This is a genomic window from Nocardia sp. NPDC051900 (assembly GCF_044452545.1).
In the GTDB taxonomy this organism is placed as follows: domain Bacteria; phylum Actinomycetota; class Actinomycetes; order Mycobacteriales; family Mycobacteriaceae; genus Nocardia; species Nocardia sichangensis.
Genome location: NZ_JBITBU010000030.1, coordinates 26,475 through 49,338, shown reverse-complemented (window position 1 = coordinate 49,338; position 22,864 = coordinate 26,475). Strand labels below are relative to the sequence as shown.

The following is a 22,864-nucleotide window of genomic DNA, read 5'->3' as shown; positions in this document are numbered from 1 at the left end:
GAAGGTGGCCGTGTCGAACGAGGCTTTGCCGCTGAAGGTGGCCTTGCGGAACGAGGTGCCGCCGCCGAAAGTGCCCATGTCGAACCAGGCGTTGCCGGTGAAGGTGGCCGTGTCGAACGAGGCTTTGCCGCTGAAGGTGGCCTTGCGGAACGAGGTGCCGCCGCCGAAAGTGCCCATGTCGAACCAGGCGTTGCCGCTGAAGGAGGCCGTGTCGAACGAGGCGTTGCCGGTGAAGGTGGCCTTGTCGAACCAGGCGTCGCCGCTGAACGTGGCGCCGCTGAAATGAGTAGTGCCGGTGAAGGTGGCGCCGCTGAAATGAGTAGTGCCGGTGAAGGTGGCGCGGCGGAGGTCGACATCTTCGAGGTGGGCGGCGCGGAAGTCGAAGTTGCTTGTCGACCAGCGGTATTCGGCTTCGGGGCGGAGGTGGTCGGCGATCACGCGGATAATCGTCTGGCGAACTTCCTTGTCGTTCTGTCGGTACTCGATATGTTCGGCAAGATCACCGTTGGGCTGACCTTCGTCGGTGACACGCGGTGTTGTGACGACAAGTTTGGTGCGGCCGCTGCTGCCATGTTCGGCATCGTAGGGCAGGCGCAGGTAGCCGCACAGTACGTCGATGCACTGCTGACGGCGCAGGCTGTCGGTTTCGTTGGCGACACCGGCCATCGCGTACACCCCGGCGATGCGGACCGCGACATCGGTCGCACCGAGTTGCGCGGCCGCAGCGCCGAAGCGTTCCACGAACCGGCCCTGCTCGACATCGCGCTGACGCCGGTAGGCGATCACCAGGGCTACGACACCGCCGACTCCGGCGACAATGGTCAACGCGACCTTGGTGATATCGATAGGTGCGGCCTTGGCATCGCCGATCGGCGTGATCCGGTGCACCACTCGGTAGGCGGAGTAGGCGACGAGAAGCCCGGCCGCGAGTGCGAACCCGACCGCAGGGAACAACCCGATTCGTCCTGCGCGCCGACTGATCTTCCTATTGCCCTTACTGATCGGCGCCCGGACTGCCGTTGCCACCGAGCGCGCCTTCGCGCCGACGGCGCTCACCCACCCGAACATCGTTCGATTCTGATCGACACACACCGGCATGCACTGAACCTCCGGAGCTTCGGCGTGCCGAGTCGGCAGCGTCCAGAAATCGATCGTTTTACGACACCGAGAGTCTATGGACTTCGCTGCCCATCAGGAAGGTGCGGATGGGGTCGAGGGCGTTGACGAGTCGGGCGACTTGGCGCGGGTCGAGCGCGTCTCCCATGACCGCGCGGTGGACGAGGTCGTCGATGCTGCGCAGTAGGTGCTCGATTGTCTGGTCGTTGGTGGGTGTCGGTGGAATGTGCGCGCCGGCGTGGCGTAGCTGGTCGATTTTGCGGGCGGCGATCTCCATCTCGGCTTCCGCGATACCGGCGAGCGCACCGGCGCAGCCGCTGATTCGGGATGTCGCTACCACCCGCCGGTAGCAGGACTCCGCACGTGTCAGCAGCATGATTCGCACGCCGTCGGGTGCTCCGAGCTTTCGGCCGAAGCGGTATTCGATGTGTTCGTTGCTCATTTCGGCTTGGGCGGCGAGGTGACGGGCGATCAGGAAATCGCCCGGCCCCCGGAACCGGAGGGCGCGCAGCAGTTCGATGGCATCGACGGGTTTCTCATCGATGAGGTTGAACAGCGACTGGGCGTCACGGTGCAGTTGTCGCGATTCGTGGGTGTTTCGCTTGAACAGCCGCAGCAGCTCCACGCGGGCCAAGTCCAGCTCGCCGTTCTGAAGCAGCTCGGGGTAGGCAAGACAGACACCAGCGAATCGCGCGACGAGCATGGCCACGTCGGCGGGTTCGGGCTGCTCGGGTCGTTCCCCGCGGTGAATTGCCCGCAGGTCGGTGACCGCCCGGGCGAGTGAGGCGATTTCGTCCTCGGGCCGCCGCAGTATCAGGGCTTCGGCTCGGTCGATGTGGAATTGTGCGAGAACGGCTCGTACGCGCAGCCCGAGCCTGTTGCTGATCTCCTTGTCCCAGCGTTTGATCTGGACGATCGCCTGCAGCTGCTGGGGCTCATTCAGTGCTTGGTCGACCATCTGGCGGGCGCGGGCAGCGGCATCACCGGCACGGCCGTGGTCGCCGGCCTTCAGCAACAGTCGGGTCTGGTCGGAGGCGGAGTTGCCGCTGCCGCCGGGGCCCCAGGCAAGGTGACGATGCGCTTCCACCGCGGCGTCGCTGAGAGCGAGGGCCGCTTCCAGGGCTGGCTTCGCGCTGGCCGCGCTGACGCGGCTGCGGACCGTTCTGGCGCACTCGATGATTTCACCAGCGTGGGCGGCGACGCCCGTGGATTTGCCGGACAGCTTGTCTACCAGTGCTTTCGCTGCTTGTGCCAACGCGGTGTCGTCGTTGCCGGTGCTGGCGGCGGCGTACCGGTCGCGGAGCTCGTCGAGTCCGGAGGCCACGGGCACCGCTTGGCCGGTGGCCTCCTTGTCGAAATAGGGCTGCGCCCACGCACGCACGTTCTCCGGTGGATTCAGCCCTCGGCGCCGGTATCGCTCGCACAGGGCGGCGCAGACCGCACTCCAGTCTTCGAAGTGCTTGCGCACGGTCTGGGGGTGCAGACCGGCACGTTCGGCGAGAACCGTTCGGGTGGGGGCTTCGAGGAACTTGCCGTTGTCGGCCGCTTCATCGACGAGGCCCTGAGCCGCATCCAGGACCCGGCTGCGGGTGTTGTGTACGCGCACCTTGTCCGAGGCACGGACACCGGAATCGGCCATCAGATCGGCGCCCCCCTCATCGCGGTCCAGCGGCCAAAGTGAAGCCAATTCACTGTGCCAATGCACTACTTGACAACCCCACCGTGGCGTTCGTTCAACCAACAGTTCCGAGCCTGCAAGCGTAGCTGTACGAGGTCCCTTTTGTGCGTAATGTTCACGTACAGGCCGAAATCCGTCGGCCAAAAAAAGTGGCGCCTCCCCTGGACCGGGAGAACGCCACTACGGCAACACACAAGCTAGCTAGCAACCAGGAAGGTGTGCCACGTGGGCAAGACTACGCCCAGGAAGTCTCGTTCAGATATCAATCGCCGCAAGCGGGACGTTAACAATGTCGACGTCGCGGTGAACATCAGCTATCGCGGCAAGTTCACGCTCAGCGCTCGTCGGCTGGTGAAGAAGCTGAAGTGGCCGATGACGATTCTCGGGTTCGTCGTCGTCGCGTTGTTCATGCCGCGGGTCGACATCCCGGTCTTTCCGGAAGGTCCGCAGGCAGTGCAGGTCTACACGCAGAAGTAGTACCCGCAACAGCGAAAACGCCTCCTCGCCGAACCGCCGCTGGCGGATGGCGAGGGGGCGTTTTGCTGTCCAGGGCCGAAACGGCGAGGTGAAGGTAGTCGGAGGGACCAGGAACCCGACGACTGTTGGTTACTGGTGTCAGGGACGGGTTTTGAGCACGGCGGGTATGCGTGATGTGGTGCCGACCCAGGCTGCTGCGGCGGGGTCGTTCCAGGTGAGGACTTCGGTCAGCTCGGTGAGGAGGGCGTCGTGGTCGAGGGTGTGGATGGGTTCGTGGTGGGCGACCCTGTTGCGCAGTTCGTGCAGTCTGGTGATCGGGTCGTAGACCGAGGTTCGGCGCTGCGGACGCAGACGCGGGAAGGCGCGGCGGTATGCCTGGGCCCACAGCGTGCTCTGGTAGGTGTTGGCCAGCGTGTAGCGCCAGAATCCGAAGGTCAGTTCGGCGACGACTTTCCCGTGTACCTCGGGGATGGTGTTGTTCAGGGTGGCCCGGCCGCGTGCCTTGCGGATCGACTGTGCCAGTCGAGTGTTGGTTCCCCATGGCATCCTGGGGTCGGTGTACCAGTCACCGTTGCCGTTGTGGACACGCTGGTGGTAGGTGACCAGCTGGGCGTCGAGGGCGTTGCGCAGCACGATCTCGAACGATCCCAGCGTCTCGTGCCAGGCCCCGGCGACCAGCTGATTCCACTCATACAGCCGCTCTCCCGCCGCGTCGGATCCAGCGACCTGCGCGTAGCGGTCGAACCGGCCAGCAGACAAGAATCGCCGCAGATCCGCGGCCGACCATCGGGCGGGAGTCGTCGTCACGGTCGCCGAGGTTATACTGGTAGACGCAAAACCCCGGAACGATCCCTACCGGCCACCTCGGTGGTCAGGCACATCACCGGGGTTCCTTTCTGTTCAGGGACCCATCCGTGACGGCCCGCCCCCGGTGGGTGAGGTTTCGGGGCGGGCCTGCCCATCGCCGCGTGCAGAACGTGGACCACGCCGGGGAGACGCCCGGAGGGAGACACCCTGGGACCCCACCCCGCAAAGGAGTGAGTGAACGGGACCCGGTGTCTACGCCCCTCCGAGCGCTGTCACGATGACCGCAGGGAATGGATTGCCTCGTGACAGCCGCCGACACTACGGCCGCACCCGCCCGGATATCCGCTACCACGATTCACGCGTGTCACGGGATCTCGCACACGACACCGCAGGCCCGGTCCTGGCGTCCTGGGCCGAGCCTGCGATGCCCCGGCCAGTGCCCGAACTCCAACGCTTCAGACCCCGACCTCACCCCAAACCCTGCCACTCCGACCATCCTTGTCAAGGAGGAAACCGGCCCTGAACTGGGAAATGTCCGGTTTCGAACAAAAAGGGAGAGGCCTGGTGCCTGTCGACGAGGAGGTTGATACTCGGGTCATGCCGCCCTGCACACGAGCCCGGCCGGCCGGTGCTGGTTCCCGGGCAACCGGTAGTACTGCCCGGCGCGTTGGCCGCGTCCGCACACCCATCTACCTGCGCTGATGCAGCCAACGTCTTGCTGAAAAACAACAAGAGGCCCCGCACGGCGGGGCCTCTTGGCGTACTTGGTCTGGCGGCTACAGCAGGTCGGGGAAGAACGACCAGCGCACGTCCTGACCCGAGGGCAGGCTGACGTAGCGCAGCAGTGGGTGCCCGCAGTCGCAGCAGGTCGCGGCCTCCCACAGAGCGGTGCGGCCGATCTCGCGGGTGGCGTTGGCGATCTTCACGAAATGGTCTCCGCCGCGGTCGCGGCATCCTGGCCCGAGCAGCCGCAGGGCCTCGTCCCGGGTGTCCGGGATGCGGGCGAACCGCAGTGCGATCCGCAGCGTGGTGCAGGCGGTGCGGGCGTCGATGTCGAGCCATTGCCGCATGAACGCGACGTCGAACACCTGCGGGCGCCGAAACCCGCTGTGCAGCGTGGTGATCGTCGCTTCCAGGGGTTCGGTGGTGGGTCCGTGGATCTCGGCGGCGTGGATGCCGAGGTCCAGCATCTGCTCCCAGTCCGGGAGCACGGTGGTGGTGGTTGTGGTCATCAGGTTGTCCTATGGGTGTGGTGGGTTACTCGTAGTAGGAGTTGGTGCCGGGGATGCGTTGCTCGCAGATGTGGTGCCCGCGGCCGGCGTCGACGATCTGCCCCAGCGGGCCGGGGTCGATCGCGCAGGGTGTGCCGACCGGCCACCGGTTGAAGTCGGAGCTGGGCGGGTCCCCGGCAGCGGGGGCACCGGTGAGGACCAGCGCGGTTACGGCGGTGACGAGACTCAACGGGAGCAGCTGGCGGCGCATTACGCTCGTCCTTCCCGCTCGCGCTTGCGGGCCAGCTCCATGCCCGCGCCGTGGGCGGTGCGGCGAGTGTTCGCTGCCTGCGCTGGTTCGGTGGATGTTCCGCACGGGTGGGCTTGGGCGAGGGCGGCCAGCCGCATCGCGGTGGCCTGTTCGCGGTCGATTCGCGGCCGTGAGGTCGACGGCAGTGGCTGGGTATCAGGGCCGTGGTGACGTTGAACGGCGGCGGTGGCCGAGTACAGCCGGTCGCGCCAGTGCTGTTCACGCCCAGCACGGGTCTTGCCGTGCTTCCCGGCCGCGTGCACGCCTTGGTCGACGGCGGCGCGGATCTTCACCCGGGTCGGCGTATCGACTCCGGCGCCGCGCAAGGCCCGGCCGAAGCCGTCCATGTTCGTGTCGAAGCTCTGGCGTGCTTCGGTGAGCTGGGCCGGGGTGAGCCCGCCGCGGGCCAGAGCGTCGATGTCGTTGCGCACCGTCTCCAGCGCCCACCCGGGTTCGGTGCGCGGGGACATGTCCACGCCCGCGCCGATGAGCTGCTTGACCGTATCGCCGGTGCGGGCGGCGATCTGGTGGGCGGTGTGGCCGTGGCGGCGCAGGTCGACGCGGCGTTTGCTGCGTTCGTCGAGCAGCAGCAGTTCGGGCAGATTGCGGTCGTCGACGCGGCCGAGGTCGATGTCGGCGACCAGTGCGGTGAGCGCGGCCTTCTCCGCCGGGTGCAATCCCGCCTTGGTGAGCAGTGCGCCGATGACGGCGCGGTCGCGGCCCATGCCGGCGATCATCTCCGCAACGTCGTCATCCAGCCGCAGCCCGCCGTCGGTGGTGGCGTCGTTGGCGTAGGCGGTGACATCGCGGGCGTCGCGGGCGAAATCGCGGATGCGGTCGGCCAGCTCGTCGCGGTCGATCCAGTCCGGCCACGGCTCCATCTCCGCGTCGTCGCGGCCGTCGCGGATCGCGATGCCGATTTCCCGCACCCGCAGCTGGTCGTCGATGGTCATCACGTCGACCTCGCGGGCCATGGCCGTGGCGAAGCTGTCTCCGCGCTCAGCGAACCGCTCCAGCAGCTCACCGACCCGGCCACGCACCTCGTGCGCGGGGTTGACCAGGACCGGTGTGTCCGTCAGATCGGTGCCGCTGACATCACCACGCAGGTAGTCGACGACGAATTCCACCCCGGACCGCACCGTGTTCGAGGCTCCGGCGTCGGCGAGAGCGGTCGAAAGCTGCGCGCGGCGGGACTTCTCTGTGGCCAAATACATCTCGGCGCTGGCCGGGGTGGGTGGCTGGCCGTGCCAGGCCATCACCGCCTCCATCACCCGCCCGTCCAGTGCCCGTGCCGACAGGACGTCCACGGCGGCGGCTTGGCGGTCGTAGACGACGCTGGCCTCGGTGAACCGCTGCCACCACTGCGCATCGAAGTCCGGGTCGATGCTGACGTCGTTCTCGTCGGCGTCGATGACCACGCCGTAAGTGCCTGCGTAGTGGCTGATCAGCTCGTCCATGCGGCGTGTGGCCACCTCCGCCAGCTGCGGGTCGTAGCGCCACACGATCGCGGCGGCCAGAGCCTGCATGGTCGATTCGCGGCCGGATTCCCAGCTGAACCGGGTGAGCTGGGCTTCCGCCATCACCCGCGCACTGTCGATATCGGTCTGGGCGTCGGTGTGACCCATCGCGGCGTCGGCTGCGGCCTGGTCGAGCTCGTAGGCCTGCTCCTCGGCTCGGTGCAGCGCCACCGACGCCAGCAGGTACGCCATCGTCTGGCTGTGGCCGGCGGGCACACCCAACCGCGGTGGCTCATCGGCGGACACCGGTACGGGCTGCTGCCGAGCAGTGTTGTCGGACATGATTTTTCCTCCCTTGATACGGGTTGGGTTGGCCCAGGACGGGCCGGGATCTACTTCTCGGTGCAGCTCGCCGCGGCTGATGCCGTGCCGTTCTGCGGCTCGGGCTTGGTGTTCGGCAGTGGCTTTGCGGATCGCGTCCAGTTGCGCGGAGCTGGCGGTGCGCTTGGGCGCGGCCTTGGCCAGGTCGAACAGGTGCGCTACCAGCGGTTTGCGGCCGCGTCGGCGCTTGCGGACCATGAATGCTGCGATGTCTTGCCCGTTGGGGCGAAGACCCGCCGCCCGAAGCTGACGGCGGGTCTTCAGATGAGCGGGCGCGGCCAACCACGGATAGGTCGGCACGCCCGCGTCATCAGCGTTACTGCTGGTGGTGATGTCCCCCTTGGTCACAACCCACCTCGTTCAACGACGCGAGCCCTGCGGCTTCACGACCGTCCTTGGCCGCGTTTGCGCCCGAGGTCCACACCCGAGCCCTGGCTGGTGCGCCGCGCTTTGGGCGCCTCACCGGGGGCGGTGGCCGCGCCGCCGGGGCGGGCTTGGGCGAGGTCGGCCAGCAGCAGCGCGGTGGCGGATTCGCGGTCGACACCGAGCGCGGTCAGCTCATCCACCAGCTGCTCGCGGCGCGACTGGCTGTCCCACCCCGGGACAGTCGCCCGCGTCTTGGCCTGATCGGTCTTCTGCCGCCGCACGGTCGCGGCCGCGGTGATCGACTCGGTCTCCAACCGGCGGGTGACCGCGGTGATCTGCTGACGCGCATCGCGGTCGGTGACCCCGGCCTGGTCGAGTGCATCCGACAGCGCACGCCGGTGGGCGGCCAGCGCGTCGGGTTGAGCGTCGCCGTTGACGAACGCGTCGGTGGTGTCACGCGTCAACCGGTTGACCGCGCTCCACACCGGCTCGTAGGCCTTGGCCTGACCGTCCTCGACCTGGTGCCCGGCCGCGGCGAGCGCCGCCACGACCGCCGCGCGGGTCTCCTCGGCGCGACGCTGCGCTTGTTCGCGGGCCTCGGTGCGGCGGATCCGGTATTCGGATTCCTTGTCCGCCCACACGGTTTTCGCCTCCGGGCCGGTACCGGGCGCGTCAGCGTCGGCCAACGCGAGCTTGATCGCGTCGCGTTCGATCGGGGCCAACCCGGAGCCCTTGGCCTTGGCTGCGGCCTCGATCTCCGCCCGCAGCTTGGCGGCCTTCTTCTGGTCGGCCTCGATCTGGGAACGAGCCACCCGCACGTAGTCGGTGATCTTCTGCCCCAGCTGGTCCTTGTCGACCGCGTCCGGCCACAACGGCGGGAACTCGTGCCCGGGTGCGGCTTTGATCGCCTTGCCGCGAGCGCGGGCGGTGTCGCGGTCGGCTTCGGGCAGATCAGCGACCAGACGGGTCAGCTCGGAGACGACCTGGCTGGTGTCGGCGCCGCGCGCCAGACGGGCCTGGTACTCCATCAGCGCGGCGTCCATCTTCGCGCGGGTGTCGGCGTCGGCACCCCAGTTGGCCTGCCCGATCCCCGCGCGCGGGTCGGCGGTCAGGTAGTCCAGCGCGAACAGCACCTTGTCCTGGGCGGCCTGGTCGGCCTCGGCGAGCAGGAACCGCACTCGCGCCCGAGCGGCCTCCTGCGTGGACTCCACACCCGGCGCGGGTGGGGTCGAGCTGCGCCGCATGCCCAGCGATTTCGCCGCCGCCTGCGTGTACTCCTCGATCGCGGCGTACAAGCCCTGGCGCTGATCGGGGTTGAGAGTGGGGATTTCGGCGGTGGCGTTGATCGCGTACTTCTGCGCCAGCCTGGCCCGATTCATCGACGCACGGTCGGAGTAGGCGTTGTGCACCATCCGCTCGACCGCGTCCGCGTCGCCGCCGCGCGACAGTTCGTCGACGTCGACGTTCCAGCGGTCGCGCAGCCCGGCCGCCAGGCTCTGGCGGACCTGTTCGGCTTTCGCGTCGTCCACGCTCCAAGAGACGGCCTCATACCAGGCTTCGACGACGTCGTCGGCGCTGGCGGTCTTCCACCAGTTGCCTGATCCGGCGCCATCGAGGGAGGCGTGCATCGCCTTGCGTTCGGCTTCGAACCGCTGCGCGGCCAGCTCCGCGTCGGCGGCTGCCTGACGTGCCGCCACCTCCATCTCGCGCATCCGGCGGGCAGCGGTGGCCTGCGCCCACTGGGTCATCATGCTCAGCAGCATCCGCGTGAATGAGGCCATTTCGCGGGCGGCGTGGTCGATGTCTGCGGCGTGGTGTTCGCTCACAGGGGTTTCCTCCTCAGGGGTGATGTCGTCGTCGGCCGGATCCGGCGGCGGCTCGTGCTCGTAGTCGGGGCCCGGCTCGGGAAGTTCCGAAGGGGGGCTTGGGTCGGGTGCGGTGGCGTGCTGGCGTTGCGGCTCGGCACGCTGTGGTTGGGCGTGGTGGAGGTGGCCGGCGGGCGGTGCGTTGAGCGCGCCCGCCAGGACCGAGGCATCGACGCGGACGAACTCGTCCAGCTCCACGCCATGCCCGGCGTCGATGTGCTCGGAGAGGTCCTTGCCGGTCGCGGCCTCTACGACGAGCAGCTCCTGCACGCGGCCGGTCAGCATCTGCGCGACCTGGGCGGCGTGCCGGTACCCGGCGGTGTCCTTGTCGGCCACGATCACCACCCGCGCGGCGCCGCGCAGCTGGTGGGCGTGCTCGCGGCGGAAGCTCCCGGCTCCCATCGCGTTGCAGGTCGCGACCAGGCCCGCGGCGCGGGCGCGGTCGGCGTCTTTCTCGCCCTCGACCAGCCAGATGGTTTCGCCGTCGGCGACGGCGTGGCGCACCTCGGGCAGCTGGTAGAGCACCGGCGCGAACCCGCCGCCGGACCAGCGGCCCCCGGCGTCGCATTTGCGCTGCCGGAACTGCTTCTCGATGCCGTTCTCATGCGGGATATGGATCCGCACAACCTCACCCAGCGGGTTGCCCCGCTCATCGGTGTAGCTGTAGATCGCGGCTTGGCGGCGCGGGCCGGTCACCTTCCCCAGCCGGTCACGACGCGACTGGAACGGGATAACATTGCCGCCCTCGCGGCCCTGCCCCTGCTGCCGGTTCTCCCGCTGCCCGGTCTGGCGGGACTCACCGGCCTGGCGAGCCTGCCCCGGCTTGGGGGAGCGGTGGCTGAAGCCGCGGCGCGGGGCGTCGAACAAGTCCCGCACACCCAGGCCGACGGCGTGCAGGACTTCCTCGTCGGTGCACTCGCCGGTGAAGCACCGCACGACGGTCTTGCGCTTGTCCGGGTCATAGATCAGCCCGAGGCTGGGGTTGTGGTCGTCATGCGACGGGCACCGGTACTTGGTCCACTCCCCGTACGACGATGCGGAACCAGGCTTGCGGCCGTTCGCGACGGCGTGAGCGTCCAGGGCTGCGGTGATGCGATCGAACGACGGCCGCGCAGCCGCGGCCGTCGTCTTCGGGTCCGGCTTGCTCACCGGGACGCCCCGCGATCGCTTCGCCCGCCGCCGAGCGCCTGCGTCCACGGGCGCCACCACGGCTGCGAGGGCTCCACGGCCTGGGTGTTCACCGGCACCGGGAACTCCAGCGCTACACCGTGGCTGGGCGGCTGGAAAGCGGCCCGGCCGACCGTGGCGCGCAACTGCACGAGTTCCTGACGGAGGTCGGTGTAGTCCTGGCGCAGGCTCTGCCACTCCCGCAGCTGCATGTGCGCGGTTTCGACGATCGCGGTGACCAACTCGTCGCGGTCCTCACCCGCCAGCAACTGCGGCGCCAGAGCGGGGTTCTCGATGATCCACCCGGCCGCGATCGCCACCTCCGCCTGCTGCCGCGAGTCCCGCTCCGCAGCGGGCCGGTCGGCCGCCGATCCAGTGTGGGTGATCGCTTCGCCGCGCAGCGCGGTGATCTGCTCGGCCATCACGTCCCGCTCGACCGCCTCGACGTCGCCCTCCCGGGCTGCCGCGGCCTCGACGGTGCGGTTGCGGGTGCTCACCCACTCCCGGTAGGCGTTCGGGTCGGTGACCACCTGCCAGGCGCGGTTGTCGCGCACGAGAGCGGCGTCGTACTCGCCCGAGGCCAGGCTGGCGACCACCCGCTCGGCGCGGCCGGCCTCCGAGACGGTCAGTACGTCGGTGGCGCGGGCGGTGACCAGGATCGCCTCCGCCGCTTCCACGAACCGCAGCTCCCCGCGGTCGAGCAGATCACGCGGCCGGGTGAGCAGCGTCTGCTCCATGAACGGGTCAGCCGCACTGCACAGTTGGGCGAAGGCCTGCTCCACCCCGGTGCGGTCCAGCAGCTCGTAGTCGCCCGGGTGCAGGCTGTCGGGACGGAACGGGCGCAGCCCGGCGGCGTCGACGAACTCACCTCGCTCGTTGGTCCAGCCGCTGCGGTCGCTGGTCAAATGCCCCACGATCCGCGTCGCCCGCGAGGTCAGCCACGTCTGGTAGGCGTCCGGGTCGGTGGCCAGCTGCCAGGTGTCCTCCCCCGCCAGACCCCGCACGTCCTCGAAGTTCACCGCCGCCGCGACCAGCCGATCCAGCCGCGCCGCCTCACCGGCGGTGACGACGTCACTGGTGCGGATCGTGGACACGACCGCGTCGGCCATCTCCCGCAGCTGGCTTTCCCACCGCGCCGCACCACCGTCGGCCTGATCGGGGTCGGTGCCGACGTGCTCGACCAGCTCAGCGACCGTGGCGCGCAACGCCTCTCGGGTCAGCGAGAAGTCGTGACCACTGGCCTGAACCGGCCGCAGCCAGATCGCGTCGGGGAAATCCGTGGTGGGGGCGAAGGCCTCGACCCACGCGCCGGGATCGGCGGCGGGGTTCTCGGCTTGCGCGCTCATCCACGCCTCGTACAGCTCGGCATCGGCGACCCGCTCCCAGGCATACGCCGAATCCGCGCCGTCGAGCAGCTCGGTGACCACGACCTCGGCGCGAGCGGCCTCATCGGCGTGCAGCACCTGACCGGCCCGCACCGCGGCGAGGATCTGCTCGCCCAACCCGAGCGCAGCGTCGTCGATCGCGTGGCGGGTTCGCCGCGACAGGTCGTGGATGGCGTCGATCAGCTCAGCCCGACTCCGCAGCGACGACATGGCGTCAGCGGCCTGTGAGGCGGGCGAAAAGGCGTCCGACATGGGTTGTCCTCCCGGTTGTTGTGGTGGAGACAGCCCCGGCCTCGGTGAAGGCCGGGGACGACAGGACCGCGCCGGGCGACGCCAGCGGCAGCGGCTTGAGTTGGCCGTTGATGAAGTGGCCTTTGACGGAGCAGAACTTGAAAGGCCCGGCGGGGTCCATGAGCCGGGTCATGTGCGGGTGGCAGTGATCGCGCCACCACACCGAGATGCCGGTCTTGCCGTCGAGGCGGTAGTGCTCCCACGCCCGCCACATCGCCTCGAACGTCGAGGTCGCCTCCGGGTGCTTGAGGTACCAGGGGCACCACGCGTTGGAGGTGACGTCGTCATCCACGTGCCGCGCGTACGTGGGGGCCAGCCAATGAGTGACCCACTCGATGTAGTTGGGGAAGCACGGCTGCGGCGGCTCCTCCCCGCCCTGACCGCCCTGCCCGGTCGGGGCGGGGTCGGCGGCTTCCATCTCGTCGACCTTCGCCAGGACCTGCGCCTTGAACAGGTCCTCGCCGTCGTCGGGGAACTGGCTCACGCCGCTCCCTCCTCTCGCTGCTCGTCGCCGCCGAGCACCGGCGGCAGCTGGACGGGAAACAGCGCTGCCGCAGCCTTCGCGGTCTCAGCGGCAGCGGCCTTGATGTCGGCCTTCACCCGAGCGCCGTAGGGGCGATCCCAGAACGGGACCGTCGCGCACAAGGTGGCGGGGAAACCGCTGCCGAACACGACCATCCGGCCGCGCGGCAGCGCCTGAATGTCGGAGACGGTGAGGGTCTGGCGCTCGGTGAGGCTGCGCGACACACTGCGACCAGAACTGGAGGTCGACACCGAGCCGGTCAGCTCGTGGTGGGAACCGACCGCTTCGGCGCGCTCCCGCAGGAACGGCACGTCGTCCAGACCAGAGCCGAGCACGCGCACGTTCGCCGCGCCCCACAGCGCCTTCATGCCGCCGGGGCCCCAGCAGCGCTCGCCCTGAGCCCAGGACTGCAACACCGTCAGCACGACGATTCCGCGTGATCCGTAGTGGCTGTAGAGCTTCGGCAGATCCCGCCAGCGCACCACGTTGGCGGCCTCGTCCAGCACCGCGGTCACCGGCGTCGGCAACCGGCCACCGTGGGCGACACCGCGCTGCACGGACGCCTCCAGCACCGCGGCGGTCAGGGCGTTGAGAATCGGTCCCGCCGACCCGGCGCCCTCCATACTCAGCAGATAGAGCGTGTTGGAGTCCGACCACGCGAATGAGCGGTGATCGAAGCGCCGCCGACCCTCGCCGTGCTCGATCCACGGCCGCAAGTCCGGGGACTTGATGATCCGCGCCATCTTCCGTGCGGTGCCGAACACACCCGAGCGCTGCTTGGGGTCTTCGTTGTACATCGCGAACAGACCCTTGGCGGCCATGTGGTGGCCCGCGAGGTCGAGGATCCGGGCGGGTTCGGTGTTGGTCTCGGCGGTCAGCCACTCCCACACCTGCGAGATCGGGCGATCCGACAGCGCCGCCGCCAGCAGCAGCTGCGCCAGCAGATCCTCACCCGCCGGGTCGAAGAACGCATCGCGCTTGGCGTCCTGGCCGTCGTCGCCGTCGGCGAAATGACCCGCCAGCCGCGCGGCGCGCTCCTCGGCACCCCACACCAGCTGCGGCTCCGCGTCGCGGTCACCGATGCCCTGGGGCTCATCGACGAACACCGGGCCGTCCTCGACGACATGCAGTCCGGCAGACGGTTTCGGCAGGTCCGGGCGCTGCTCGGGCGGGATCACATACGACAGCGGGTCCCAGCTGAACGGCTCTGTCGCACCGTTGATGCGCTGGGGGTCGAACACGAAACAGTCGCCGATCTCCTCGCGCATCTTGCGCGTCGCGGTGACCACGTCGTTCTTGTTGCTGGTCGTGATCACCGTGCCCGCTGCCTCCAGCACCGCCGGAATCACGCGGCTGGTGGACTTGCCCTGACGGGGTCCCCAGATGTCGACGTGGAGGTCTTCGAACGACCCGAACAGCCACTGCCGACCCTCGATCGACACACCGATCGACACCCCAGGCCGGGACGGGATCCGCTGCTTGGCAGCAGCTTCCGCGTTGGGGAAGGCCACCTTCAGCCGCTTGGCGGCATCCGAGGCGGCGCGAGCCATCAACGGGGCCAACGCGGCACCGCGGCCCATGAAGCGGGCGCGGTCATCGATCGGCAGCCGCTCAAGCTTCGGCCGCCGGCCACTGCCGCTGCCGATGCGCTGCCAGCTCTTCGTGCGCACCAAGCGGGTGCACACCGCCGTGAAGCCCAGCGCCGCAAACGATCCGCCGACAAGGCAGCACGCCGACGCGGTCGCCGCACCCGACCACACCACATCGCCCATCACCGTCATGTGCGCGGCCAGCGACAGCGGATTCCACGGAACGTCCTGCTCGGGGCCGCCGAAGAACGGCGCCATCCGCAGCGACAGCGACGCCCCCAACGACGTGGTGCCGATCGCGGAGACCGCGATGAGTTCCTTCCACTCCCCTGCGGCGCCCGCGCGTTGTGCCGGGTCCTTGATGCGGCGATCCACTGATCAGCCCTGCCTTTCCACGTCGAAAAAGCGGCCGACGACGACGCGAGTCGCGCCGTCGTGGCCGTGAATGGTTTGGATGTCATCGAGGCAGGCCGCCTCGACGGTCGTGCGGACCGCGCCGCGCCAGCGCATCGACACCGCGCCGTCGGGCCAGATCACGCCGTCAGCGACCACACCCGTGCCGGAGAACCCGGTCACGTCGACGTCGCGGTGCAGCTGGAAAACCCGCACACTCGTGGCCGTTTCGGTGTTCGTCACTGCGCACCCCCGTCCGGAACCGCCGAGGTGGTGGTGCGCAGACTGCAGAACGGCTCACACGGGCCCAGCGGGCGCGGCGTCGCCGGTGCCGAACCGTCATGGCCGGGGAACGCGGTCGCGACCAGCAGCAGCGTCAGCACCGCGACCGTCAGCACCGTCGCGAAAGCGCCGACCATGTGGCCGATCCCGGACCGCATCACCGGTCCAGCCCCATCGCCCGCTCCGCCGCGGCACCGGCCCGCATCGCCGCCAAGCCGACCGCTTCCGCTGTGGTCAGTCCCAGCGCGGCGGCCCACCGGCCGATCTCACGCTCCTGGCCTGTCGCGGAGTTCACGGCCGCGACCTTCATCGCCGCGAGCGCCTGATCCTTGGTCAGCTGACGGCCCGGCAGGTAGTCCACGGTCCATCGACCGTTACCGGCATAGCGGGCCATGTGGCCGGTCTGCTCGCTGGACATGACGTGCCGACCCACATGCACCGTCGCCACCGCAGGAGTCGACGCCGCCCGCGCGAGCAGCTGCGTAGCGTTCATCGCGACCACACCGCCCACTCGGCCGCCGTGGTCGGCCACTCCGACTGCATGCAGCGGATCACCGCGTCCAGCACATCCAGCCCCAGCGGCCGCGCCTGACCGGCCAGCAGTTTCCACACCATCGCGGTGTTCGGGCTATCGACCCACAGCAGCTGGTCCCACTCGGCCACGATTTCGGCCAGCGTGAGACCGGCCACCGCCTGCACTCCGTTGACCAGGCGATCCGGCGCGAACGAAAGCCGGAACACCCCCTCAGACATCTCGTAGGCGACGTGGTCCGACCGCGTCGCGGTCAACCACTGCCCCTCTCGCCGAACAGCCATCCGGTCCCTCCTGAATCAGCACAACCTTTCTATTGAGTGAATCAGAGTGACCTAGTTGAATCAAGAGGGTTGATCAGTTGACATAGGTGACTCACTGGCACTTAATCTTGTTGCTGTGAGCAAACAATCCGGGCGACCGCGCTACCTGCTGATCGCCGATGACCTACGCGAACGAATCGGCCGCGGTGAGTACGCACCCGGCGATCAGATACCCACCAAGGCCAACTTGATGGAGCAGTGGAACGTCGCGCTCAACACCGTTGATCGCGCCGTTGACGCCCTTCGCAAGGAAGGCCTGATCGAAACCTTCCAGGGTGTGGGCACTTTCGTCCGGTCGCAGTCAGAACCCGAGCCGGAAGAGGACGAACTTGCCGATCTTCGGGAGCGCGTCGCTCGACTTGAGACGCAGATGATGGATGTCTACGCGAACATGGGGTTGGACTACCCCACGCCAACGCACGGCAAGCCGATAGAGGAGGCCGGGTGAACGTCCGCCGCCTTCCCACCGAGGCTGGGAACGTCACCGGCCTGCATACAAGGCGGTCGAGCTACCACCCCGACTACGCGGCTCTTGCCCGAAACCGCGTAGCGCTGGCACGGTCCTCAGCAGGTATGTCCCCGACTGCCTTTGCGGAGGCCCTGAGCTCTCTGCTCGGGCGGGATGTCAAGGCCGGCCACGTCGCATCATGGGAAACCCGGACAACTCCACCAGGCGATGTCCTCATCGCTGTAGCGGCGCTCGCACCCACGACCGGCGCCCGGATCGGCGTCCGCTCACACAAATTCATCGCGGCGCACATCAGTCACGAAACGGTGGAGCAGCTCACCAGCAAGCTCGGTATGAAACAGGTGACGGGCTATCTTGGCAAAACGCCTTGCTGGACTGCGTCTCTGGCCGACGTAGGAGATGAGTGCACTCTCACCGTGTGGCCTTGGGGGACGGTGATCATCCATCTCGTCGATGATCTCGACGTTCCCGACGTCACCACGCTTGCCCTATGGCGCTACCGGTCCTACCCCGAGAATCTGGCATGGGCGGGCGATTACCTAGGCGGTCTGATCGGCGGCACCGTGCAGGCCGCGTACGTGCTCAGCCTCTACTGGGTGCATACGGTGCCTTGGGTCGGCGCCACGCTCGGCACCGGACTGCGGCTCATCTGCGCGCCGCGGGTACTCGTCGATCGGGACTTGACCGACCTTGCCGCTGCGCAGGTCACGGGCGAGCGCGCCGAGCAGGAGCTACTCGCTGCGGGTTACCAGCCCACGGAGATGAAAGCATTCGGCGCACCAGGGGTGTCGAGCGCTTGGGCCAGTTGGTCGGGCGTGGTCTACCACGCTCACGACCCCCTACGGGCATTGCAGGAAGGTGACCTAGTGGCCTTCGAGATCGGCCTTCAGGCCATATGGGCATACACCGCCTACATCAACGAACAAATTGAGAGCGATGGGGACCTGAGGATCTGCCCTGGCTACGGGTACGGGTTTCTACGAGCTGCACGGTCTCTGCTGCTCACCCCGCGACCGCAGGAGACCGGCCAACACCAGCAAATGCGCGAGGCGATCGTGTCCTCAAGCGGTCTGCCGGGACAACTGAGCTTGTCCATGGAAACCCTCAAGGAGGCAGGTCAATGACCATCAATGCAGATAAAACGGTCCTTATGGTCGTTGACGCGCAGAAGGGATTCGTCAACGAGTTCTCTGCACCCGCCGTCCCCGTGATCGTCGACTTGGCGACCAAGTGGGCTGACACTGGCAGGCCCACCATCTTCACCCGGTACTTCAACTACACAGATTCACCGTGGGAGAAACTGATCGGCTGGCGGGCACTTTACGGCCCGCCAGAGACCGACATCGTTGAGGACCTCGCGCCACTTACTGCGCGCCCGAACGCCCACACCCTCGACAAGACGGTCTACACGGCGCTGACACCAGAGGGCTTGGAGCTCTTAGGTCGATTGGACGTCACCGACTTGATCATTTGTGGGATCGCAACGGACGCATGCGTTCTAAAAACAGCTCTCGATGCATTCGAGCTCGGCTACGTTCCGTGGGTCGTCCGAGATGCCGTCGCCTCCAATGCGACTCGTCATCCGGCGCAGGAGATCCACGAGTCCGCACTGCTGCATATCTCTCGGCTTGTTGGTGCGAGTCAACTCATAGATGCCGAGGAAGTTAGCGGGCTCATCGAGCAGGCCAGCGGGAATGATCGCTCTCCTCTTCTGCCCTGAGAGCTACCGCAATGCTTTCCACACAAGCTGTGCGGAAAGCATTGCGGCGCGCCTCCCCCGGTTGGCACGATCGGCGTACTAGTACTTGGTGCATGGCTCGAGCTTTCAAACTTCCGGATACGAAGCCTGTCGGGACGAACCTGTCGTATGAGGTCCTGGAAGCGTTGGAGGACGCAGTCCGTGAGCGTGGTCTGAGTAAGCGCGCTCTGTTCGAGATCGCGCTTCGGCGCGAGCTTGGACTTCCGAAGTACCCCGGCGATCCCGAAGGACAGGAGGAACTCTCACTCTCGGCGTAGGCGGAGAACTCCGCGCGCACTTGTAGCGGGCGGGTAGACCCCCATAAATGACGAAGGCCTCCCAGTTGGCGCTGGGAGGCTCTTCAAGGCCCTAGGACCACGCTTGTCGCAAAGCGGATACCAGGGTAGCAAGCGCTCAAGGACGCAACCAAGCGTTGTGGCCGGTGCAGCAGGTCACGATTTGCAGCACGCTGTCACACAGCTACCCCTCAAAACTGAAATTCCAGCTCAGGCCGCCGAGGCCCCAGAGCTGGTCTTCGCGTACCTCGCGGCCGCGATCGCGGCGCACCCGCGTATGCGGGTTATCGACCCAGCGACGAACAAGGCGCGGCGCACACGGAAGCTGACCCGCAAGCCGCCGAGTTGGCCGGCGGCGGTGCCGATCTACAACCTGGTCCGGCTGACGAGCATGCTGGTGTTCGACTTCGACAGCAAACGTCATGGCGCTGCTGCTGTCTCCCGTGACGTCGCGAAGCTGAAGGCGTGGCTGGCCGCTGTCGGCGGGCGCTGGATCAGCGATCATAACCCTGGCAACGGCGGCCGCCACGTGATCGTGTTCCTCGCAGAGGGCGAGGCTTTCCGCAAGGTGAACATCGAGCCGGTGATGCGGCTGCTCAAGAGCCGCCTGCCGACGCTGGATCTCTCGCCGATGCTCAACGAGACGCAGGGCTTCATCACCCCGCCAGGGTCAGCGACCAAAGAAGGCTGCTCCCGCATCCTCGATGGCAGCTTGGCCGCCGCGCTCGAGGCGTGCGCTGTGCGCTCCGAGCCTGGGCTGGTCGCTCGCATGCGGCTGCTGCTGGGCGACTCGCTCGCCCCGACTATTCCGCTCGCGCCGCGACCGGCTGCGGAGTCTACGGAGCACCACCCAGATGTCGATCTCTGGGAAGGCTCGGAGTCCGCGCGGCGGCTGAGGCCTGAATGGCGGCTCACAAGCCCCATGCCCGCTGTCCCGGCGGCCTTCGCAGTGCACGGCACTCTCCCACCGGATAACCGCTACCCCACGCGGTCGGAAGGCTGTCAGAGCGTCTTGCAGCACTCCGCGCTACGCGGGCTCTGCCTCGACGACGTTCAGACCCGCATCTACGCCACCGGAGACGACGCGTGGGCTGGTCTGCGTGCCTGGTACGACGAGCACGGCACCCGCGCCGACGCGCACCTTCGCCACGACTGGGGTAACGCCTGCCAGTGGACATCAGCCCACATCCACTTATTGCGGTCCTCCGGACACAGTGAAGGAGTAGGGCGCACACCCCCCTCGGGGGGAAGTCTCGCAACACGCGAGACCCCGCATTCCCGCTGGCTCACATCGGCAATCGCTTGGGTGCACTTGAATTTCCCTGGGCAGTCATACCGGTGGACAGTGATCGCGGTCCTGCAAGCGTTGGCCTACGCGGCCTACCTTCAAGGTGACATCGGCGGCGACGGCACCGCGTTGGCCGGGGTCGGGATCCGGTCACTGTCCCTGCACGCCGGGTTGATGCCCAAAACGACGATCGCCGACGTGCTTGCGCACATCCGCGAACTGCCCGGCGCCCCAATCGACCTCGTCCGCACACACGCCGGCACAGCCGCCGACCGCTACTCCCTCGTCCCGGCCCGCCGCTACGACGACCTCGACGACGAGGTCAATCCCCTGCCGCTGGAGCGGGTTCGGGTGGAAGGCGTTCACGACGCCTGGCGCGTGCTGGGCCTGCACAAACGCGCCCTCTACGAGCTGATCACCCACACCGGGCTCACCACACGCGCTGAGCTGCTCGCCGCCGCACACACCAGCCCCAGCACTGGTGACGACATCCTCGCCGCGCTCAAACGAGATGGCCTGATCATCAGCAGCGGTCGCGGCACATACGGCCCCGGCCCAGTCACCCTCGACGACATAGCCGTCCGCCACGGCCTGCCCGACGAACGCGCTCGCCTGCTGGCCCTCTACAGCCGTGAACGCACCGAATGGCGGACCTGGCTTGAGATGCGCCACGGCGTGGAGGACACCGCGGCACCGCCCGCCGCTCCATGGGACACAGACAACGAACTGTCTGAGGCGATTTGGGCCGCCCAGATGGCCTCTGGAGCCCCTGAATGGCATCTTTCCCTACCCGAGGACCCCGACCTCGGGCCAGAGCATGACGACGACGCCGTGGCCTTGGCGCTGCTACGCGACCAGCTCGGCGCAATCCTTCTCGATTAGCTGTCGCCTTAGTCGGCGCGGGCCGCGTACCCGCTCAGTCGGGCGTCGCCGGTCAGGAGTCGCACCACTTCGTCGAGAAGAGCCGGGTCGAGCTGGTCACGCAGGACCTGGGCGACGTCGATGGGTGTGCTGCGCTTCGGGATCTTCACCGCCACGCTCGTGGAAAGAGTCTTTCCATCCGTAGTGGCGTTGTCCTCCGGATCGGTCTCGGTGACGAGCCGGGCCGGGTCGTACGGTTGGCCGAGTTCCAGCAGCGCCCGCTGAGCTTCGGCGGGAAGTACTGCGATCTTGAGGGCCTTCTGCACTGGCATCGCCAGGTCCGACACCATGCCCTGGAACTCGGGGATCAACTCGAGCAGCTGGAGACGCTGGTTCACCTGGGTGTGGGAGATTCCCATCCGCTCGGCGAAGGCCCGCTTGCTCTCGCCGGTCATCGCGAGCACCGCGGCCATCTCGCCGCCCTCGCGGATGGGGTCGTAGGGCTTGCGGTGGTAGTTCTCGATGATCCCGCTTTCCTTGCTCAGCCTCGGATCGGCGAGCCGGTCATTGCGGTGCAGCGGCAGCCTGTCGACCTTCTTGTGCCGGGCAGTAGCGAGCCTGCGGTTGCCCATGATGACGATGTAGCGGACCTCGTCGGCGAACTTGTCGTGCGGATGGTGTTCCAGCCACGCCTCACGCGAGCACACCGTCACCGCCTGCAGGATGCCGAACTCGTCGACCGTCGCGGCGAAGGCCGCCAGCTCCGGATCGGCTTCCGGGTCGTACTCGCGCGCCCACCGAGGGTTGTCCGGCCGGTGCGCGAACTCCACCAGTGGCGCGTCCATCTGGGAGGCCGGCGGGGGAGCAGCGGACGCACCATCGGCGGATACCTCGGCTCGCGTGGTGGTCAGCACCGCCGAGACGATCGCCGCGGTATCGCTGTGGGCCGTGGACGGCAGGCCACCGGATCCGCTGCGGCTTTTCTTCGGTCGCTGCGGCGCGGGCATCAGGCCGCCTCGTCCGCGCGCTGGCGGGCGAGGATCTCCTCCGCCAGGTCGTCGTACTCGCCGACGTCTTCGGGGATGAGGCCGTAGAACTCGTCGTAGGCGACGCCGCGCGAGATTTCGGTGTTCAGCACATCTAAGCCCAGCGCGTACGGGGTGTCGGGATCCAGCTCGCCGGTGTCGCTGACCAGGTTCGAGGTGAGCGCTTCGCGCGCCTCCTTGGCCTTGCCCTTGTGCGCGGCGGGGCAGCGGGTCAGCAGGACGCTGACCTCGAGCGGGGATCCGGAGTCGTTGACCGCGACCGCGCTCTGATAGGTCGGCACCAGTCGCCGCAGCTCGGCGCGGAACGGGCCGACCGGGCAGATCAGCCAGTCCGCGTACAGGCAGCCGTGGGTGAAGTTCTCCGGCTGCTCACCACCGGTATCGATGATCACCACATCTGCGCCGGTCGAACGCTCGACCGTCCGGGCGTATTGCGACAGCGGCCCGTCGCTCTCGTGCCAGATCGCGAGCTGGAACGGGACCTTGTCACCGACCCGCTCCGCCTCCTGGACCCAGTCGGTCGCGCCGCGCGTGCGGGTGTCGGCGCAAATGACGACAACCTTCCGGCCCCGGCGCACCAACGCGACAGCCGTGAGGATCGCGCTGGTCGTCTTGCCGGGGCCGCCCTTCAACGTCGAGAACAGGACTCGCAGGACTCGGCGGGTATCTGCCGTCGTCATGGGCTGTGACTCCTAGCTAAGCCCCGCCCCGTGGAAAGACTCTTTCCACGGGGCGGGTGCGGCGAATAGGAAGCGAGCATCTCCTGCCTCCCTACGGGACAGGGGCCGCCACCTGGCTCGATTCAGCCGAGACGATACCGCGCGGTAGTCGGCGAAGAGAACGACCACACCGGCGCATGAGCCGCTTCTCCCACGTCCGCCCCCCGCTCTCGACGAAAACCCCTGGTCGCCAAGCTCGCACCGCTCGCCGACCCGGCCGGTGAGCGGAGTCTCTGTCCGCTGGTCCTGACAGCGTGAGCAGGTTCGATATGTTTCGACAAAACGTTTTATTGA

21 protein-coding genes are annotated in these 22,864 nt (G+C 67.8%); 5 read left to right on the top strand and 16 right to left on the bottom strand.

Annotation, left to right across the window (positions count from 1 at the left end):
* Together ACIA5H_RS34800 and ACIA5H_RS34795 are read right to left on the bottom strand one after the other, a co-directional pair.
* The coding region (locus tag ACIA5H_RS34800; RefSeq protein WP_397080246.1) for a pentapeptide repeat-containing protein at positions 1–786 on the bottom strand (786 nt) is incomplete at its 3' end.
* 370 nt (positions 787–1,156) lie between these two features.
* Positions 1,157–2,938, bottom strand: coding sequence for a hypothetical protein (locus ACIA5H_RS34795; RefSeq protein WP_397080244.1), 1,782 nt, complete (start codon positions 2,936–2,938; stop codon positions 1,157–1,159).
* Between the two features lie 81 nt (positions 2,939–3,019).
* Between ACIA5H_RS34795 and ACIA5H_RS34790 the strand changes: the two genes are divergently transcribed.
* Complete coding sequence (locus ACIA5H_RS34790; protein WP_397080242.1) at positions 3,020–3,271, top strand: hypothetical protein; 252 nt, start codon at positions 3,020–3,022, stop codon at positions 3,269–3,271.
* 138 nt (positions 3,272–3,409) lie between these two features.
* Here the strand turns inward: ACIA5H_RS34790 and ACIA5H_RS34785 are convergent, their stop codons facing one another.
* The 12 genes from ACIA5H_RS34785 to ACIA5H_RS34730 form a co-directional block, all read right to left on the bottom strand.
* Complete coding sequence (locus ACIA5H_RS34785; protein WP_397080240.1) at positions 3,410–4,078, bottom strand: hypothetical protein; 669 nt, start codon at positions 4,076–4,078, stop codon at positions 3,410–3,412.
* A 776-nt stretch (positions 4,079–4,854) separates the two neighbouring features.
* Positions 4,855–5,310, bottom strand: coding sequence for a hypothetical protein (locus tag ACIA5H_RS34780; RefSeq protein WP_397080238.1), 456 nt, complete (start codon positions 5,308–5,310; stop codon positions 4,855–4,857).
* A 25-nt stretch (positions 5,311–5,335) separates the two neighbouring features.
* A complete protein-coding gene (locus ACIA5H_RS34775) occupies positions 5,336–5,560 on the bottom strand; it encodes a hypothetical protein (RefSeq protein WP_397080236.1) in 225 nt (74 codons plus the stop codon).
* The gene (locus ACIA5H_RS34770; RefSeq protein WP_397080234.1) at positions 5,560–7,785 is read right to left on the bottom strand and encodes an RRQRL motif-containing zinc-binding protein; all 2,226 of its coding nucleotides are present in this window, start codon (positions 7,783–7,785) and stop codon (positions 5,560–5,562) included. Before ACIA5H_RS34770 ends, ACIA5H_RS34775 begins: the two co-directional genes overlap by 1 nt.
* A 35-nt stretch (positions 7,786–7,820) precedes the next feature.
* Positions 7,821–10,817, bottom strand: a complete 2,997-nt coding sequence (locus ACIA5H_RS34765) for a hypothetical protein (protein ID WP_397080232.1) — start codon at positions 10,815–10,817, stop codon at positions 7,821–7,823.
* Positions 10,814–12,472 (bottom strand): hypothetical protein, encoded by a 1,659-nt coding sequence (locus ACIA5H_RS34760; protein ID WP_397080230.1) that lies wholly within the window; start codon positions 12,470–12,472, stop codon positions 10,814–10,816. Before ACIA5H_RS34760 ends, ACIA5H_RS34765 begins: the two co-directional genes overlap by 4 nt.
* Positions 12,435–12,995 carry a DUF4913 domain-containing protein gene (locus tag ACIA5H_RS34755; protein WP_397080228.1) on the bottom strand — a complete coding sequence of 187 codons (561 nt, stop codon included), beginning with the start codon at positions 12,993–12,995 and terminating at the stop codon, positions 12,435–12,437. The genes ACIA5H_RS34760 and ACIA5H_RS34755 overlap by 38 nt, the downstream gene beginning before the upstream one ends.
* On the bottom strand, positions 12,992–14,998 hold the full coding sequence (locus ACIA5H_RS34750) for a type IV secretory system conjugative DNA transfer family protein (RefSeq protein WP_397080226.1): 2,007 nt from the start codon (positions 14,996–14,998) through the stop codon (positions 12,992–12,994). Before ACIA5H_RS34750 ends, ACIA5H_RS34755 begins: the two co-directional genes overlap by 4 nt.
* A 3-nt stretch (positions 14,999–15,001) precedes the next feature.
* Entirely contained in the window at positions 15,002–15,259 is a 258-nt protein-coding gene (locus ACIA5H_RS34745; RefSeq protein WP_397080224.1) for a hypothetical protein, read from the bottom strand.
* Positions 15,256–15,456, bottom strand: coding sequence for a hypothetical protein (locus ACIA5H_RS34740; protein WP_397080222.1), 201 nt, complete (start codon positions 15,454–15,456; stop codon positions 15,256–15,258). Before ACIA5H_RS34740 ends, ACIA5H_RS34745 begins: the two co-directional genes overlap by 4 nt.
* On the bottom strand, positions 15,456–15,791 hold the full coding sequence (locus ACIA5H_RS34735; protein WP_397080220.1) for a hypothetical protein: 336 nt from the start codon (positions 15,789–15,791) through the stop codon (positions 15,456–15,458). Before ACIA5H_RS34735 ends, ACIA5H_RS34740 begins: the two co-directional genes overlap by 1 nt.
* On the bottom strand, positions 15,788–16,114 hold the full coding sequence (locus ACIA5H_RS34730) for a hypothetical protein (protein ID WP_397080218.1): 327 nt from the start codon (positions 16,112–16,114) through the stop codon (positions 15,788–15,790). Before ACIA5H_RS34730 ends, ACIA5H_RS34735 begins: the two co-directional genes overlap by 4 nt.
* A 115-nt stretch (positions 16,115–16,229) precedes the next feature.
* Between ACIA5H_RS34730 and ACIA5H_RS34725 the strand changes: the two genes are divergently transcribed.
* From ACIA5H_RS34725 to ACIA5H_RS34710, 4 genes are all read left to right on the top strand, one after another.
* A complete protein-coding gene (locus ACIA5H_RS34725; RefSeq protein WP_397080216.1) occupies positions 16,230–16,601 on the top strand; it encodes a GntR family transcriptional regulator in 372 nt (123 codons plus the stop codon).
* Positions 16,598–17,746 carry a hypothetical protein gene (locus ACIA5H_RS34720; RefSeq protein WP_397080214.1) on the top strand — a complete coding sequence of 383 codons (1,149 nt, stop codon included), beginning with the start codon at positions 16,598–16,600 and terminating at the stop codon, positions 17,744–17,746. The genes ACIA5H_RS34725 and ACIA5H_RS34720 overlap by 4 nt, the downstream gene beginning before the upstream one ends.
* On the top strand, positions 17,743–18,342 hold the full coding sequence (locus ACIA5H_RS34715) for a cysteine hydrolase family protein (RefSeq protein WP_397080212.1): 600 nt from the start codon (positions 17,743–17,745) through the stop codon (positions 18,340–18,342). The genes ACIA5H_RS34720 and ACIA5H_RS34715 overlap by 4 nt, the downstream gene beginning before the upstream one ends.
* A gap of 453 nt (positions 18,343–18,795) precedes the next feature.
* Positions 18,796–20,826, top strand: coding sequence for a hypothetical protein (locus ACIA5H_RS34710; RefSeq protein WP_397080210.1), 2,031 nt, complete (start codon positions 18,796–18,798; stop codon positions 20,824–20,826).
* An 8-nt stretch (positions 20,827–20,834) separates the two neighbouring features.
* Here the strand turns inward: ACIA5H_RS34710 and ACIA5H_RS34705 are convergent, their stop codons facing one another.
* Entirely contained in the window at positions 20,835–21,812 is a 978-nt protein-coding gene (locus ACIA5H_RS34705) for a ParB/RepB/Spo0J family partition protein (protein WP_397080208.1), read from the bottom strand.
* The gene (locus ACIA5H_RS34700) at positions 21,812–22,531 is read right to left on the bottom strand and encodes a ParA family protein (protein ID WP_397080206.1); all 720 of its coding nucleotides are present in this window, start codon (positions 22,529–22,531) and stop codon (positions 21,812–21,814) included. The genes ACIA5H_RS34705 and ACIA5H_RS34700 overlap by 1 nt, the downstream gene beginning before the upstream one ends.
* Between the last annotated feature and the right edge of the window lie 333 nt (positions 22,532–22,864).

Coding starts and splice junctions, on each gene's coding strand:
- ACIA5H_RS34700 (WP_397080206.1), bottom strand. CDS start 22,531: ATGACGACGGCAGATACCCGCCGAGTCCTGCGAGTCCTGTTCTCGACG.
- ACIA5H_RS34775 (WP_397080236.1), bottom strand. CDS start 5,560: ATGCGCCGCCAGCTGCTCCCGTTGAGTCTCGTCACCGCCGTAACCGCG.
- ACIA5H_RS34730 (WP_397080218.1), bottom strand. CDS start 16,114: ATGGCTGTTCGGCGAGAGGGGCAGTGGTTGACCGCGACGCGGTCGGAC.
- ACIA5H_RS34735 (WP_397080220.1), bottom strand. CDS start 15,791: ATGAACGCTACGCAGCTGCTCGCGCGGGCGGCGTCGACTCCTGCGGTG.
- ACIA5H_RS34760 (WP_397080230.1), bottom strand. CDS start 12,472: ATGTCGGACGCCTTTTCGCCCGCCTCACAGGCCGCTGACGCCATGTCG.
- ACIA5H_RS34715 (WP_397080212.1), top strand. CDS start 17,743: ATGACCATCAATGCAGATAAAACGGTCCTTATGGTCGTTGACGCGCAG.
- ACIA5H_RS34780 (WP_397080238.1), bottom strand. CDS start 5,310: ATGACCACAACCACCACCACCGTGCTCCCGGACTGGGAGCAGATGCTG.
- ACIA5H_RS34705 (WP_397080208.1), bottom strand. CDS start 21,812: ATGCCCGCGCCGCAGCGACCGAAGAAAAGCCGCAGCGGATCCGGTGGC.
- ACIA5H_RS34740 (WP_397080222.1), bottom strand. CDS start 15,456: ATGCGGTCCGGGATCGGCCACATGGTCGGCGCTTTCGCGACGGTGCTG.